Raw genomic sequence first — 16,000 nt, 5'->3', positions numbered from 1 at the left:
CCAGCGGCTTTTTGACCAAAGGAATCCTTCTCAATCATGCGTTCTACTCTCCGCCGGCATCCTTAATCGCTTGGTCAGCACGCGTTTTAATCGACTTCACTGTGTCCTCTAATGACTTTTGCCCTACCAGATACAGCTCAGATTCTTGAAGGATAATATTACTGTATTCTGTAGAACCAGGGCCTGTAATTTTCTCATCCACAAAACCTAGATTATTCGAAATAAGTGCTTTATCCAGATCTTCCACTGTAATCTCACCACTTAAATCATCCGAAGTTTTTTGGAACAACCCTTTAATATCTTCATCGCTCAAATCAACGCGAGCTGGCAGATTCCCGTTATATTTATAACTGTTCTCGGCCATCCACTTGATATAGGTATAAGCTTCTTCCGGATGCTCTGCATTTTTATTAATGCCATATCCGGCTACAATACCAAAATTGTTATTGCCATTACCGTCCGCAGGCACAGGAATTTGAGTTATCCCCACTTCCCAATCTCTTGGATATGTTGTTTTATCCTTAAACTGATTGGTGTACCATGTTCCGATAAAGTGCATTCCATAATCGCCGGACATAAATCCATCCCATGAAAGCTTCTTGGACTTAAACTCAAGCCAGCTTGGCTGAATTTTATGAACGGTTCCCAGGTCACCAAAGAACTGGAGTGCATTCTTGAATGCAGGATCATCATAGTTAGAAGTTCCATCTTCTTTATAACCGCTGACGTTATACTGTCTTGCCAGCATGTACATGTAGTTATCGTAGTCCAGCATGTAGGAACCGTAGATCCCTTTTTCCGAATTGGTCAATTTTTTGGCTGTTTCGATATACTCATCCCATGTCCAGTCTCCAGAAGGGTAAGGCACTCCTGCTTCGTCAAAAATTTTCTTGTTATAATAGACAGCCCACTTACCGGCTTGGTCAGGGTATACATAGGTTTTACCATCTGCGAATTGCGGTAGATACTCGCCATAGATCTTAGCTGAGTCATAGTTATCTTTAGTCATAAACTCATCCAACGGGTACAACCAGCCATTAGATCCATATTTATCGATCAGAATCGGGTTGGAGAGACGGATCACGTCTGTTTTTTCACCGGAAATCATATCAACATCGATTTTCTTGTATACTTCGATTCCATCACCCGGAACGACGTTCATTTCGATCTTGATGCCCGTTTCCGCTGTGAAATCTGCATTTTTCTTTTTTATCTCTTCACTTTCCGCTCGCTTAGCATCCTCATATACAGTGACAACTCTTTCTTTCTGAGCCACGTTTCCATCTTGGGATGATGGATCTTCTGAACCTGATTGTGATTCTGAAGCGTTTCCACAAGCCGTCATAAGCAGCATGAACACTAGCAAAATAATGCTAGTATGTCTCTTTGTCTTTAGTGCCACAATAACCCCTCCGTATGTTTAAAATATGATTCCTCCAAATTATAGAGCTGCCAATCTTCGGTTTACATGCACATCTTAATGATCTAATGTCTTTTATTTTGGCTTCGTACTTTTATTTGTTATGACCTTTGAGCGGGGGATGCACTTTTTAATGAAATCATGCACATTATTGCTTTTTGACTATAAAAATGTGATTGCCTATTCATCACTACGAATGCGGATCATTCTTCCGATCGCTCTTGCCCCCGGATTTCTTTTGTTTTTCAATTAATGTGGAAATCCGTGGGCAAAGGCGACCGCTCCGCTTCTCCAAAATGATTCCGCCTTCTCCGTTGTAGGGTTAACATTCATTTCATTACCAGCAGTAAAAATGCACCCCTAGAAGACATCGGATGACCCTAAAGGTACCCAAATGTGTAAGGGGTGCACTCTTCACGTTCATATGTTCTATAAAGAGGTATCCGATTTATAATGAAAAGGTGAGCTGCCTACAACCTTTTTAAAAACCCTGCTAAAATAGTGCTCATTCTCATATCCAACCCTATAACCCACTTCATAGATTTTTAATTCTGTCGTCCGCAACAATACCTTCGCTTGCTCAATTCGTATATTCGTTAGATAATCGATAAAATTTTGACCCGTTTCCTTTTTGAACAGATTGCTCAAATAAGATGGTGAAAGTTTAAGGTACTCCGCTACGGATTCAAGGGTGACACTATTTGAATAATTCTTCTGTATGAATCTCATGGCCGAATTGATTAGTCGCGAACTATCTGATATTGTTCCTATTCCTTCAATCCATTCCTCTTGGATCGTTTCCAGCCACTTGATGATATCGGTCTTCACACTCCATCTATCCATCCGTTTCAGATGCCCGTCCATCCAGACAGATGCATCCTCTCCCCATCTAGAAGACAGAAGAAAAGGAATGGGTGCGCAATACACCTTTAGACTGTTCAGAGAATATCCATTAAGGTTACCTAATAATTGCTTCATATTAATAATGGCTTTGATGACGTTGTTATCCTCACGCCTATTAAGATAGAACTCCAGGTTACGTATTTCTTTGGCTATATCCGTTGCCTCCGCTGTACTCCCAAGAGATTTAATCTCTCTATATAAAATGGTAGTTCCTGCGGCATATGCATAACGAAAATGAAGAGCTTCCTGTGCTTGTCTATAGCTTTGCTTAATATCAACAAATGTTGGAACGGGCTCACTCACAGCAATCGACACTGTAAAATTCAGATATTGTTTCAGTGCATCCTTTATCGATCCAGCTAAGTGATATGCTTGCTCCAATGCGTCCTCTATTTCCACATGGGGAGGAGAAAAACACAGTATTACAAACTCTTTAGGATGCATGGATATAGGGAAAGAAAACTTATATTCCGATGATATCTCGTTCAGAATATTAATGATGGCGTAATTCAAAAGATGGATTTCATCTTCGCCATATCTCTCATAGATTTCCATACCGTCCGTTTGAAACATCAGAGCAACACCAAATCCATCAGGCAGTACCAGTTCCGCTTCCCTCATTCTCTGATGATATTCAAACTCTGTATGAATCCATCCATACACTAGATCCTTCAAGAAATTATCTCTCAGAAGAGCGAGCTCTTTTGCTCTGACCCGATCGTGCCCTGCCTCCTGTTTCTTTTGGACATTCTCATGATCCAGCTTCTCAGCAATTTTCTTTAATTGATCCAGAAGTTCCTCGGGATTCATCTGCAGTTTTATAAAATAGTCTTCTGCTCCATTTTTCAGAGCTTCTCTAACGTATTCAAAATCATCAAAGGAACTGAGAACTAAAAATTTGATTTCAGGACGATGCTGTCGCACTTTGGAGATTAACTCAATTCCGTTCATAATAGGCATTTTTATGTCTGTAATCACGATATCCACGGGGTTTTCCATCAGCCATTCGTAAGCCTTTCTCCCGTTCTCCGCCTCACCAGCTACAATAAATCCATTCTCTTCCCACCTGATTAACGATTTAATCCCTACTCTGGCTAACATCTCGTCATCCACGATCATTACCTTGTACATGGCTTACTTCACCTCGATTGATTCCTGCAACCTTAAGTCGGAAACAGCAATTGGAATGATCATTTCTATCTCAGTAAATACATTTTTTTCGCTTCGGATATGAAAATCACTTGAATTGCCATAGGTTAATTTTAACCGCTCCTTGACATTGGACAGCCCGATTCCACCGCTTGCTTCTGGGCTTTCCATACGCTTAACGAGTTCTTCCAGCATTTCACTCGACATCCCCACCCCGTTATCCCGCACCCGGATAATAAGCTCATCATCAAGGCGCTTCACAGAAACGATAATTTCTCCGCGCGAATCTTCCTTGGGTTCTATACCGTGAAATATCGCATTCTCGACAATGGGCTGTAAAATGAATTTTATGCAGGGCATACCGAGGAGATCATCTTGCACATCATATGTAACATCAAAATTGTTGTTATAACGTATTTTCTGGATATAAACATAATCTCTCAGGTTTGATAATTCCTCTTCTACGGTAACAAAGTGGCCTTCATGTTTAATTGTGTTTTTCAGCAATCTTCCAAGTACCTCTACAACTTCTCTTATATTGTCTGATTTTTGTATAATCGCCATCCAACGGATCGTATTTAGTGTGTTGTACAAAAAGTGTGGGTTAATCTGTGCCTGAAGAGCCTTATATTCGGCATTCTTCTTCTTCTCTTGTTCTTCTAAATTGGAATGAAACAATTCCTGAATGCGCCTGATCATAAAATTGAAATGCTTGTACATGACTCCGACCTCATCCGGCCGCTCAATATCCACTCGGACAGACCAATCCCCTTCCTGAACCTTTTTCATGGAATTCGTTAACGTCCGAATTGGGCGTACGATATGGGAGGAGACAAACAACCAGATTATCGATGTTAAAATAAACGATATAAGAAAAACACCTAGCGTATTTCTGAAAATTCCATCGGTACCTTTTGTAAGTGAGGCGTACGGAACGGTTTCAACAACTCTCCAGTCGTATTTAGAGATTGGAACATGCGCGAGAAGCAGCTGCTCCTGTCTTGCGCCCTCGGTAAGGAAATAACCTTTGTCTTCCTGAGCTCTTATCTCTTCCATCCCGATAAACGGCTCATTTAATAACAACATATCAGAATCAAATACAATGTGATCTCTATTATCAACAATGTAGAGCCTTCCACCATCCGTTAATTCAATATTTTTTAGTAGACCTGTAAAATACGATTCTTTAAAGGTTAAATACAAAGTACCTATTATTTTATCGTTCTTATCGCCTTTAATCGCTCGCCCAAGGGCGATAACGCTTTCATTTTGTGTCCTATAATTAGCTATGTTTTTATGGATACCGAGCCACATGACTTGTCCATTCAAGTCATTCACTTCACTGAACCAGTCCTGTTCTTTAATTCGATCAATATCCAAACTGTTCGCATCCGCGCCGTACAAGAGGTTTCTACCGTTATTCCCCATCACCACAAGAGAAGATACATAAGCGAAAATATTTGTATTAATGGAGTAGGTATCAAGCTGCTGCTCCACACGTTTCATATCATAATAGAAATCAAGATCATTATCATAAGAGGTCATCAGAACATTCCGAATAACAGGATTTACATTGATGAATTTAGAGATGTGCTCCCATTGTTCAAGTTCTTTTTCAATATTGTCGCCGATGAAGGTCAGATTGGACAAAAAGGAATCGCTTACTTTTTCCTCTAGCAAATTTACGGATATGCGATAAGACATAATACTGATTATGGTTGTTGGAAGAATCAAAACCAATAAGAAGGATAAAATTATTTTATTTTTAATACTCTTTTTTATCATGTGAGCATAAACCTTCTCTCTTCATTAACACATCATATAGCCAAGGAATAGATATTCGAATTCGCTACCGAATACGGATTAATTTGCTCTCCAAGGATAAAGTAACTTTCGATAAACAGCCGGTGTTATACCTTCCCGTCTGCGGAACGTATGAATGAAATAACTGACATCTTCAAACCCGACCCTTTCTGCAATGTCTGTAAGAGACAATACAGATGTTCCTAGCAGTTCTTTCGCCTTCTCCATTCGAACCTCAAGGATGTACTGATGGGGTGACATAAACATATATCGGCGAAATAACGCTCGCATATGACCCTCACTTAAACATACAGCGGATGCTATTTTTTCTGAACTAAGAGAATTTGCATAATGATCACGAATATACGTGCAGATCTCTCGCACTCTTTTATCTGAAACCGGATTGGGCGTCTTCATGAATGGCCCCGCAAGCTGGATCATTAAAGACAGCCACTGTTTTGTCTTCGCTTCAATGGAAAGAGCAAATCCTGTGTTACCTGCGGATAGTTCAAGTCCTTGCTGGCCCAATCGATAGAAACCGCTAACCAATTCAAGCCAAATGGTCTTTAATTCAATAGCTTTGGAGCTTTCTGTTATCGCAAACACCGGTGGAATCCCAAATAACTGATGACATTCGATTCCCCCAATGACAGATTGAATGCCCATCGATAAGTATCGGATGTGTTCATGTTCTGGAACAACATGGAGGGTCGTAACTTTTTCATGTGAGGGCAATATCACGATGCTCCCTGGCTCTAGAAAATACTCTTCTTCAGAAAAGATTAGCTTTCGTCTTCCTTCTAGAACATACCAGATCGTGGTCACTGGAATGCAATATTCATGGAAATTCCACTCTCTGTCCCTATTCCACTCAAATACAAAGTGTAACGAGATATCATAATCTCCGGTTGCTGCACGGTATATCTGATAATCACTCAACTAGTCACCACCCTTTCCCCAATTATCCACCATCTTCGTTTTCTTATATTTTATCTTTGGTTCGTTACTAATAAGCAATTGGTATTCATTATATTATAAAAAAGAAAAATATGGACCGTCGAAAATTCATATTAACAGGAGCGTGTGGACATGAATCAAAAACAAAATAAGCCGAATGTGATTGTCTTTTTCACCGATCAGCAGCGCATGGATACAACAGGAGTCCATGGAAACCCTTTAGGCTTAACCCCTCATTTTGACCGTATTGCACAAGAAGGAACTCATCTTTACAATACTTTCACCTGCCAACCTGTGTGCGGTCCAGCACGATCTTGCCTTCAAACTGGTATGTATGCAACCACTACGGGCTGCTATCGAAACGGGATTCCACTTCCACCGGATAGTCGCACGCTGGCTCATTACTTTAAAGACGCTGGCTATGAGACAGGCTACATTGGCAAATGGCATCTTGCTGAACATGAACCTGTTCCATTAGAAGAGCGCGGAGGCTATGATTACTGGCTCGCCGCTAATCTGCTGGAGTTATCTTCAGACGCTTACAACACGGTACTGTATGATAATGATTGCAAGGAAGTGAAGCTGCCAGGTTACCGGGTGGATGCGCAGACCGATGCTGCCATACGCTACATTGACGCTCATCAGGAACAACCATTCTACTTATTCTTATCGTATCTTGAGCCTCATCATCAAAACCATACGGACAATTACCCCGCTCCCGACGGGTATGAGCAGCTATACATAGATCGCTTCACTCCACCTGATCTGAAAGCACTCGGGGGATCATCACCCCAGCATCTTGGCGGCTATTATGGGATGGTCAAACGGCTCGATGAAGCGCTCGGACGACTACTAGATACCTTAAAAAGTCTGAGTTTATTAGATAACACCATCATATTGTTTACTTCAGACCACGGGAATCATTTCAAGACTCGTAATGGTGAGTATAAACGATCCGCCCATGAAAGCTCGATCCGGGTGCCTGCGGCATTCTATGGTCCTGGATTTATGCAGGGCGGGCAAATTCGGGAAATGGTAAGCTTGCTTGATCTTCCTCCAACCTTGCTTGCTGCTGCAGGTATAGAAATTCCGTCCCATATGCAAGGGCGCTCAGTAATGCCACTTGTTCGGCGAGAGGATACAGATTGGCCAGAGGAAGCTTTTATTCAGATCAGTGAGTCTCAAGTGGGTCGCGCTATTCGAACAAAACGCTGGAAATATGCCGTTATTGCCCCTGATCTGAACGGATGGAATGATTCAAGCTCGAAGCATTATGTAGAAACGCTGTTATATGATCTTCAGGCAGATCCTTATGAGCTGACAAATTTGGCGGGGATCGAATCTTATCGTACGGTTTCCGATGAGTTAAAGAACAGACTAATTATTCGTATGATTGAAGCTGGTGAAGAAGCTCCAACCATTCATCCTGCAGAACCGAGAGCAGCAGGGCAGCGGAGAGTATCTATCGAAGAGCTTCGACTAAAGTTATAACCGGATTCCTCATTTTTATCAACGACTGATCCTACCATTTCAAATATTAATACAGAGATAAAATCGATCCACCCAGCATGATGTGCTTGGTGGATCGTTTATTGTTACTTATATTTAGTTATTAGTTAGCTTGTTTGATCGCCTCTAATACACTTCATACACAAGATCGCTGTTCACTTCCAGCTTTGCATTGAACATCACATAAATAGATAGCTGGCCTGCTGGGGTATCGCCCGCATCGTAGCCCAGTCGAAATGTGCTGTCTCGATCAAATTCAAGCTCAGTCAGTACTAATTCGCTCACATCTTCGTCTGGATTCGCTTCAGCAATCAATCCTAGTGCCTGATCGTTCAGCTCGTCAAAGTGCCCCCATGCTTTCTTAATAATGGGCTCCAGTTTCTTCATCTCCGGCTCCGTAGGAACGTCTGCTTTAACGGAAAGTTCTCTCCCCTTATATAGAAATGTGAATGTATAGGAAGATAACGAGACGTCATACCCAAAAGTACCGATATCCTTTATCACATGGTCCGGTTCGGTGATGAGATTATTGGAAATGTTCTTCCGCTCAAGCTTAGTATTGTGGCTCATATCCAGCTTCGAAATTTTATTTTCCTCGCAATAAAGCTCTTCTAAATATGTATTCTGGCTCAGGTCCAAGTCTCTGATATGATTGTTGAAGCAGCGTAAACTTTGTAAATCCGAATTGCCGGTTACATCTAAATTCGTAAGATGATTGTGATTACAGCGAATTTCAATTAAGTTATGGCAGCCTTCTACGTTTAAGCTGATCAGATGATTATTTCCACAATCAAGATGAATAAGTCGTGTGTTTGTATCCAAATTCAGATCGAAAAGAGCATTGTAGCTGCAATTAAGCTCACGCAGTTGCTCGTTCTGACCCACATGCAATTCCGATATGATGTTCCAGTAACATTCCAGCTTGGTAAGCTTGTTGTTCTGACTAATATCCAGATTTCGAATACGGTTAAAACCACAATTCAACGTTCTCAGCTGACGATTGCTGCTAATGTCGAGCTCTATCAAGTGATTTCTAGAGCAATCCAACTCTTCAAGAGAAGTGAAGTGCTCAATCCCTTTCAAGCTTGAATATTGTTGATTCGCAAGTTGCAGCAATACGATGTGATCCACATCGCTTGTCTCAATCGATTCGCGATTATCGCAAAATGTCTCCAGAACATACGCTTTGAAGCGTTCATCTATGAAATCTTGAGTAATATTCATGGTTCTCCTCCTTGGGTTGCTACTCACATCGCAAAATTTTATGATCGATTTGATCTATACAAAAATCCCCTTCCAAGGTAAAGTCTGCTGATCTTTCCTAGGAAGGGGATGCTTTTTTTTCGTTATAAAGTTGCTTTATTGTTCATTCGTTCGTTCTAAGCTCCAAATCTCTGACGATACCCGCATTTTCTGCATAATTCCTCGACAGCTTCCCTGCGGGAGAATCCGTCAATTAGATTATTCGCGCGCTCGCCATCTACGATGTCGGTGAAGGATTTCTGATTCAGGTTGCCCAAATTAATTACCCCTTCCCCATCTAAACAGCATGGCACGACTGTTCCATCTACCAGGATAGCTGCTTGACTGCGAAGCGCATGACAGAAGCCTTTCCCATCATCCTCAGGCGCTGTTAGGCTAGGCCACTGAAACTCATAATCCTGGTTTAGATAGATCTGCTTGCCGATTTTCACACCGCCGCCCGGAACAACCATCTCCTCGATCTTGTAATCCAGTCCGAATTCCTTCTCAATAATCTCAAGTGTCTGACGGTTTCTACTCTTCTCCAGGTTCGTTGCGTTGTCCTGTGTTAAATTCCATAGGCGGAATGAAAAGATAACATTGTGCTCCTCTGCCTCACGGACAAAGGAGAGGATCTCTCTCAAATATCCCTCACGATTGGTCGAGCCTTCATGACCGTCAAAGCTGTGCAGCGAGAAATTCATCTGTCTCAGCGCAGGCTTACCCAGCAGCTTATGCCGATTCTTCGCGATCAAGGTGCCGTTCGTTGTGATATTGACCTTAAACCCTTTTTCATGGCTAATATCCAGTAGTTCATCAATCTTCGGATGAAGAAGCGGCTCCCCTTTAACGTGTAGATAAATGTAGCTGGTGTGCGGCTTAATCTCATCCAGCCTTTTCGCAAAATCATCCACCTTAATGAAATTAGCTTTACGCTCCGTTGGCGGGCAGAAATGGCAGGCTAGATTACAGATGCTTGTAATTTCTATATAAACTTTTTTGAATGTTTTCAAGTATTTCGTCTCCGTTTCAACGATCTATGTTCATAATGAGGTTTGTTAGAACCTTTCCATATAGTATCATAGGTCGCCCCATTGCTGGTACAGTTATCAATCATCTTGGACAAAAAGATGGAGTCTTACATCACAAAAAAAAGCCGTCCTTTGTCTTAAAGGACAGCTAATTTATTAAAACTTACTTCTCGTGCAGCACGAACTGTGCAATGTTCTTACTATGATCACCTATGCGTTCCAGATTGGTTAACAGATCCAAATAAATCGATCCTGTCCCGATGGAGCACAAATGTTTATTTAGACGTTGAAGATGATTCTTACGGCATTTCGCTTCAAGCTCATCAAGTTTGGATTCCAAGATGAGTACTTCTTTGGCAGCCTCTATGTCATGATGCTCAAGCGCGTTCAACGCTTTATCTACCGCTTGATCGGCAACCATGATCATTTCCTTCAACTCTTCTGCAGCCTCTGCCGATAACTCCAGCTTGTTAGTTATTCTGAATTCGCCAAGCTCTGCAATATTTTCAGCATGGTCACCAATTCGCTCCAGATCACTTACCGTTTGGAACCAGCCTGTCGCTGATTCTGATTCTCCGGCTGAAAGACCGTTCTGGTGAATTTTCACGATATAATCCGTAATTTTACGATTCAGTTCATTCACGAGCTCTTCTTTCTGGAACGCCAGCTCTGCCTTCTTGGAGTCCTTACTGAAGAAGAACCCTGTTGCATCTTTAAGGGATTGATGTGCATATTGCCCCATACGTACAATTTCATGCTGAGCCTGGCTCAGAGCCATGGCTGGTGTAGCAAGAAGACGATCGTCCAGATAGATCGCTTTGAATTCAATCTCCTCCATTTTTCCAGGAATAGCCTTGGTTACGATCCAAGCCAGTACCGGAATGAGTGGCAGGAAGATGAGGGTATTAGTAAAGTTGAACACGCCGTGGGCATAGGCGATTTGCATACGAATATTCACGCCTTGGCCGAGCCATAGTACGACGTTATAAACGACAGGAAGCAAGATCATAAAGATAATCGCACCGACAACATTAAAGATAACATGTACGAGAGCCGTACGTTTCGCGGCAACTGTCGCACCGATCGATGCAAGTACAGCTGTAATGGTTGTACCAATGTTGTCTCCGAACAATATCGGTAATGCCCCTTCCAGACTGATCATGCCTTCATCAGCAATCGTCTGCAGAATACCAATCGTTGCACTCGAGCTTTGAACAATAAGTGTAAATACCGTCCCGACTAGCAAGCCGAAGACTGGCTGGTGAGACAACTCGACCATAAAATCAGTGAAAACAGGCAGTTCCCGAAGCGGCTTCATTCCACCGCTCATCGTGGACAAACCGAGGAACAGGGTACCGAAACCAAAAATGATTTGTCCGATATACTGATAGCGTTTCTTGTTCAGGAAGAATAAGAAGAAGGCACCTACCGCGATAATTGGAAGAGCATACTCTTCAATCTTAATCCCTACAATAAATGCAGTCATCGTTGTCCCGATATTAGCGCCCATGACTACACCAATGGCTTGACGTAAAGTCATTAGCCCAGCATTCACAAGTCCAATCGCCATGACGGTAGTACCGGAAGAAGACTGTATCAATATGGTTACACTAACACCGACAAGGACAGCAAGAATCGGATTCGAAGTATATTTCTCCAAAATGCCACGCATTTTATCCCCGGCCGATTTCTGAAGCCCGTCTGACATGTATTTAATACCAAACAGAAAAATACCTAGTCCACCAATAAACTTAAACAACACATCCTGCCAATCCAAATGTGAAGCCTCCCCTAGTTGTCATTCATTTTTTAACCCATTTAATTTAGCATCTTGCATTGAAAATATGAAGTATCTAAGTTTAGACATATGACTACATTATTCTCTAATTCAAATCACTCTAAATATCAGTATGTTGATGTGAATTCGAATGTATCGTCTATATATTGTGGTAACTAAGATAGTTTTCTGCAAAATTTGTCTAATTAGCATGAATTCGTCATAAATTCTACACTCTTCTTGAATTTATTCCCTTAAACATCATGTCTTTATTCATCAATAACTAAATTGGCTTTAAAATCCTGTAAATTCTAACTCGTTGAGGTATGGATTGCTGGAAATAAAACTCTTCACTCTCACTTTGATATCAGGTACTAGAGGTGTAGCAGCGATTCGATTAAGTGTCATCCACCTGAGAAGGGCAAGAGCTTCATACACCTGAAGTTCTTCATATGATATATTATTGTCCATTAAATAAGCGGAATAAAATATCTCCACAAATTGCTCTGGTACGTATATTTTCAGCAGTAAGAGGGACCATGCAAAATCGTATCTAAAATCACCTAATTGCCCATTCGTCCAATCGATTACGCTGTATTTTCCCTGGTCTTCTAATAGGTTATTTAAATGGAAATCACCATGAATCAAACGATCCTGCTTCATTTGAGCTTGTTGTACAAGAGGGATGAGTGCATTATAAATATCTTCATACTTCCGTGCTTCATAAAAAAAGTAGTCTATGAAATCATATTTAGGAAGAGATGTGCTTGTCAGCTTCTCGGGGTTGATACGATGGATGCTTGATAATATGTTCGCAATTTCTGTCATCTTCTTGTCATCTAGTCTAAATACCCGTGTTCCATCAAAAGATGTGAATAACACCTTGTTTCCGTGGGGATCTATCCCCCAACCTATAGGCTTCGAGACTGGCAATCCACATTCATGAAGCTCATTCAACAAACGATACTGAAAGCGAATATCAGGCTTGGAGTTCTTATTCCAAACTTTCAATACAAAACTCTCTTTATTCGAACTTATCTTCAACACTTCCGCTTCAAAGCCCTGATCCATTGAATCCGCAGTTAAGGTTTCTTCCTTATTTAATAAAGCATCAAGTATCTCATTCTTCTCGATCCAGTTCATGATACCTATAGAGTTACTGATAACAATCTTCCTCTCTTCATAGGTTTATATAAATTGGCATCCTTCTATGTACTACCATAATTATACAATAGATAACCATGAAACAGATTATAGTAGTTCCTATTCCACTGTAAACACAGACGACATATTTATTCGCCTTTTAGTATAGACTTATCATTTTTAACAAATTATAATAACAATTACATCACGAAAAAACGAACATTAAGGCGGTAATCATGAACAATTATATGCAATTATTTCAAGGCACTGCTTTTTCAAGCAAATCCCCCAAGGAATTACAAATATTGAAAGATCACCTCTTTTGTATCAATGCGGATGGAATGATTGAGAAAATCGTTGCACCCGAAGATACCGAATATCAATCTTTACTAGATGCGTATCAAGGTACTGACAAATTTCATCAGTTAGCTGATGGACAGTATTTCTTGCCTGGCTTTGTCGATTTACATGTCCACGCACCACAATGGGCTCAGTCTGGTACCGCATTAGACATTCCTCTCTATGATTGGTTAAATACGTATACCTTCCCACTGGAATCTAAATTTTCAGATTTAGAGTTTGCCAAACAAGTCTACGACGATGTCGTAAGCACTCTGCTCGCAAACGGAACAACGACCGCTCTTTATTTTGCAACGGTTCATAAGGAAGCAAGTTTATTGTTAGCTGAAATATGTGCAAGCAAAGGTCAGCGTGGACTCGTTGGTAAAGTCGTAATGGATGATCCTGAACAAAATCCAGAAATCTATCGCGATGCGGATACAACTACGGCACTAGCGGATACCGAAGAATTCATTATAGCGGTACAACAATTAGCCAAATCTACGAAACAAGGTGTCTATCCTGTCGTAACTCCGAGATTCATTCCGAGCTGTACAGATGAAGGCTTAAAAGGTTTAGGAGAGCTAGCAGCTAAATATGATACGTATGTTCAATCTCACTGCAGTGAAAGTGATTGGGCACACGGTTATGTAAAAGATCGGTTCCAGAAGAACGATGCTTTCGCCCTTCATGATTTCGGTCTACTCGGTGATAAGTCTGTCATGGCACATTGTAATTTCCTAGATGATCAAGATGTAGATTTATTTGCAGAGACCGGAACAGCTATTGCTCATTGCCCGGTATCCAACGCCTATTTCGCCAACAGTGTTATCCCGGTTGCTCATTTCCACTCTAAAGGTGTGGAGATTGGTTTAGGCTCTGATATTTCCGGAGGCTTTTCCCCTAGTCTTTTCGATAATATAAGACAAGCTGTCATATCTTCCAGAATGCTGGAGGATGGTGTTAATCCCGCTCTTCCTGCTAAAGATCGCGGTGTACCTGAATCACGAATAACCATTCATGAAGCATTCTATCTTGCTACTGCCGGCGGCGGTGAAAGTCTAAGTCTGCCTATCGGCCGTATTGAAGAAAACTACGCATGGGATGTTCAAATTATCGATACGAAATGTCCAACTGCGAAGCTGCCCATATTCAATGAGAATGAAGACTTACATGATGTGTTCCAGAAAATCTTGTATCTTGTCAGACCAGAGAATATCCGAGAAGTCTGGGTACAAGGTGAAAAAGTTCATTCGCGTTAAGATATCGAAATCTAAACAGAAAATATGAGGTGTGCAGCGGAGTGAAAACACAAGCAGAGAAACAAGAGAACGCCCAAACGAATTCACAGCATTTAACGGTTTTACCTGATGACAAAATTTCATTCGGTAAATCAGCCATCTTAGGTTTACAACATGTATTAGCCATGGACGTCTATGTCGTTCCGTTCCTTATTGCGATGTTAATCGGGTTACAATCCGGTCAGTCAAGCGCCCTGATTCAATCTACTTTTATTGCTGCCGGACTTGCCACGATTGTGCAAACTTATTTCTGTATGAAACTGCCGATGGCTCAAGGTCCTTCTTATGTACCGCTTGGTGCTATTGTCACCATTTATGCCGCTAGCGGTGGCGGGGATTTAGGATGGAGCTCTGTATTAGGTGCCAGCTTAATCGGTGCGATCTTTGTTATTATTTTGGGTTATACCGGTATTTTCAATAAAATCGTTAAATCATTTATCCCGCCGATCGTAGGTGGTACGATCATATTCATTGTAGGTCTTTCATTATTACCGGTTGCGATCAGAGACAATATTTATGGTGCCACTGACGCTACTATCAACCAAAACGTACTACTGGCTCTTATTTCGGCTGCTGTACTTATTATTTTCGTGATTCTCGGTTCCCTATTCGGCAGTAAAGGAAGCCTCTTCCGAATTACGTCCGTGATGGTCGCACTCATTGTCGGATGTATTTCTGCAGAATTCATGGGTGTCTTAGATTTTTCTGCTGTTCAAAATGCCAAGTGGTTTAGCATGCCGCGGATTCCTTTTAAAGATTTCGGCTTTGCTTTCGACTTCTCGGCTATTATCACCATGCTTATTATCTATCTCGTACTGTTAGCTGAAACAACAGGTACGTGGTTTGCGATCAGCAACGTCATTGATAAACCATTAACCGATAAAAACATTAATCAAGGTGTTGTGGGAGAAGGGCTTAGCTGCCTAATCGCTGCTGGACTCGGTTCCACACCGGTTACTGGCTATTCTACGAATGCAGGTATTATTTCCATCACAGGCGTTGCAAGCCGCCGAGTCTTTCTTGCTGTGGGGGGATGGTTTGTCCTCTTCGGCTGCTCCGGTAAATTAGCCGCTTTGATCTCTTCGATTCCAACGGCTGTTATCGGCGGTGTATTCGCCATCGTCTGCGGTATCATCTCGATTAACGGTATACAGGTCATGAAGAACGTAAAAATTGGTGAAAAAGAAATGTATATCATTTCGATCCCTATGATCCTGACACTGGCGTTAGTGCTTATTCCTAAAGATTTCTTATATTCATTGCCTACTTTCGTACAATATTTACTCGGTTCACCTATTCTAGCTGCTTCATTGGCAGCGATCTTGCTGAATAAATTATTGCCGAGTGAGAAGTAAGCTTTATAGCGAATTAATATTAAACGAGGATGCCCCCAAAAAGCTTCATTCATCGAAGCCTTGGGGGCATC

11 protein-coding genes are annotated in these 16,000 nt (G+C 41.4%); 3 read left to right on the top strand and 8 right to left on the bottom strand.

Annotation, left to right across the window (positions count from 1 at the left end):
* Window positions 1-43 precede the first annotated feature (43 nt).
* The 4 genes from ACFQV5_RS01760 to ACFQV5_RS01745 form a co-directional block, all read right to left on the bottom strand.
* Complete coding sequence (locus tag ACFQV5_RS01760; protein ID WP_379242998.1) at window positions 44-1,402, bottom strand: ABC transporter substrate-binding protein; 1,359 nt, start codon at window positions 1,400-1,402, stop codon at window positions 44-46.
* A gap of 447 nt (window positions 1,403-1,849) precedes the next feature.
* Window positions 1,850-3,454: a response regulator gene (locus ACFQV5_RS01755; RefSeq protein ID WP_379242996.1), complete on the bottom strand. Its 1,605-nt coding sequence runs from the start codon at window positions 3,452-3,454 to the stop codon at window positions 1,850-1,852.
* A gap of 3 nt (window positions 3,455-3,457) precedes the next feature.
* Complete coding sequence (locus ACFQV5_RS01750; protein ID WP_379242993.1) at window positions 3,458-5,176, bottom strand: sensor histidine kinase; 1,719 nt, start codon at window positions 5,174-5,176, stop codon at window positions 3,458-3,460.
* Window positions 5,177-5,335: 159 nt separating this feature from the next.
* Window positions 5,336-6,214: a helix-turn-helix domain-containing protein gene (locus tag ACFQV5_RS01745; RefSeq protein WP_379242991.1), complete on the bottom strand. Its 879-nt coding sequence runs from the start codon at window positions 6,212-6,214 to the stop codon at window positions 5,336-5,338.
* 150 nt (window positions 6,215-6,364) lie between these two features.
* Between ACFQV5_RS01745 and ACFQV5_RS01740 the strand changes: the two genes are divergently transcribed.
* Window positions 6,365-7,723 carry a sulfatase family protein gene (locus ACFQV5_RS01740; RefSeq protein WP_379242989.1) on the top strand — a complete coding sequence of 453 codons (1,359 nt, stop codon included), beginning with the start codon at window positions 6,365-6,367 and terminating at the stop codon, window positions 7,721-7,723.
* Between the two features lie 144 nt (window positions 7,724-7,867).
* Here ACFQV5_RS01740 and ACFQV5_RS01735 read toward each other — a convergent pair whose 3' ends face one another.
* The 4 genes from ACFQV5_RS01735 to ACFQV5_RS01720 form a co-directional block, all read right to left on the bottom strand.
* Window positions 7,868-8,965: a leucine-rich repeat domain-containing protein gene (locus ACFQV5_RS01735; RefSeq protein ID WP_379242987.1), complete on the bottom strand. Its 1,098-nt coding sequence runs from the start codon at window positions 8,963-8,965 to the stop codon at window positions 7,868-7,870.
* A 155-nt stretch (window positions 8,966-9,120) separates the two neighbouring features.
* Complete coding sequence (locus ACFQV5_RS01730) at window positions 9,121-9,996, bottom strand: radical SAM/SPASM domain-containing protein (protein ID WP_379242985.1); 876 nt, start codon at window positions 9,994-9,996, stop codon at window positions 9,121-9,123.
* A 181-nt stretch (window positions 9,997-10,177) separates the two neighbouring features.
* Window positions 10,178-11,791 carry a Na/Pi cotransporter family protein gene (locus ACFQV5_RS01725; RefSeq protein ID WP_379242983.1) on the bottom strand — a complete coding sequence of 538 codons (1,614 nt, stop codon included), beginning with the start codon at window positions 11,789-11,791 and terminating at the stop codon, window positions 10,178-10,180.
* Between the two features lie 294 nt (window positions 11,792-12,085).
* Window positions 12,086-12,934: an aminoglycoside phosphotransferase family protein gene (locus ACFQV5_RS01720; RefSeq protein WP_379242981.1), complete on the bottom strand. Its 849-nt coding sequence runs from the start codon at window positions 12,932-12,934 to the stop codon at window positions 12,086-12,088.
* 236 nt (window positions 12,935-13,170) lie between these two features.
* Here ACFQV5_RS01720 and guaD point away from each other — a divergent pair, with 236 nt between their 5' ends.
* Together guaD and ACFQV5_RS01710 are read left to right on the top strand one after the other, a co-directional pair.
* On the top strand, window positions 13,171-14,535 hold the full coding sequence (gene guaD, locus ACFQV5_RS01715) for a guanine deaminase (RefSeq protein WP_379242979.1): 1,365 nt from the start codon (window positions 13,171-13,173) through the stop codon (window positions 14,533-14,535).
* A 41-nt stretch (window positions 14,536-14,576) separates the two neighbouring features.
* On the top strand, window positions 14,577-15,929 hold the full coding sequence (locus ACFQV5_RS01710) for a uracil-xanthine permease family protein (protein WP_379242977.1): 1,353 nt from the start codon (window positions 14,577-14,579) through the stop codon (window positions 15,927-15,929).
* Window positions 15,930-16,000 lie beyond the last annotated feature (71 nt).

The sequence above is a fragment of the Paenibacillus sp. GCM10028914 genome, from assembly GCF_042666275.1.
Lineage (GTDB): Bacteria > Bacillota > Bacilli > Paenibacillales > Paenibacillaceae > Paenibacillus_AQ.
This window is presented reverse-complemented; position numbering and strand designations above follow the sequence as displayed.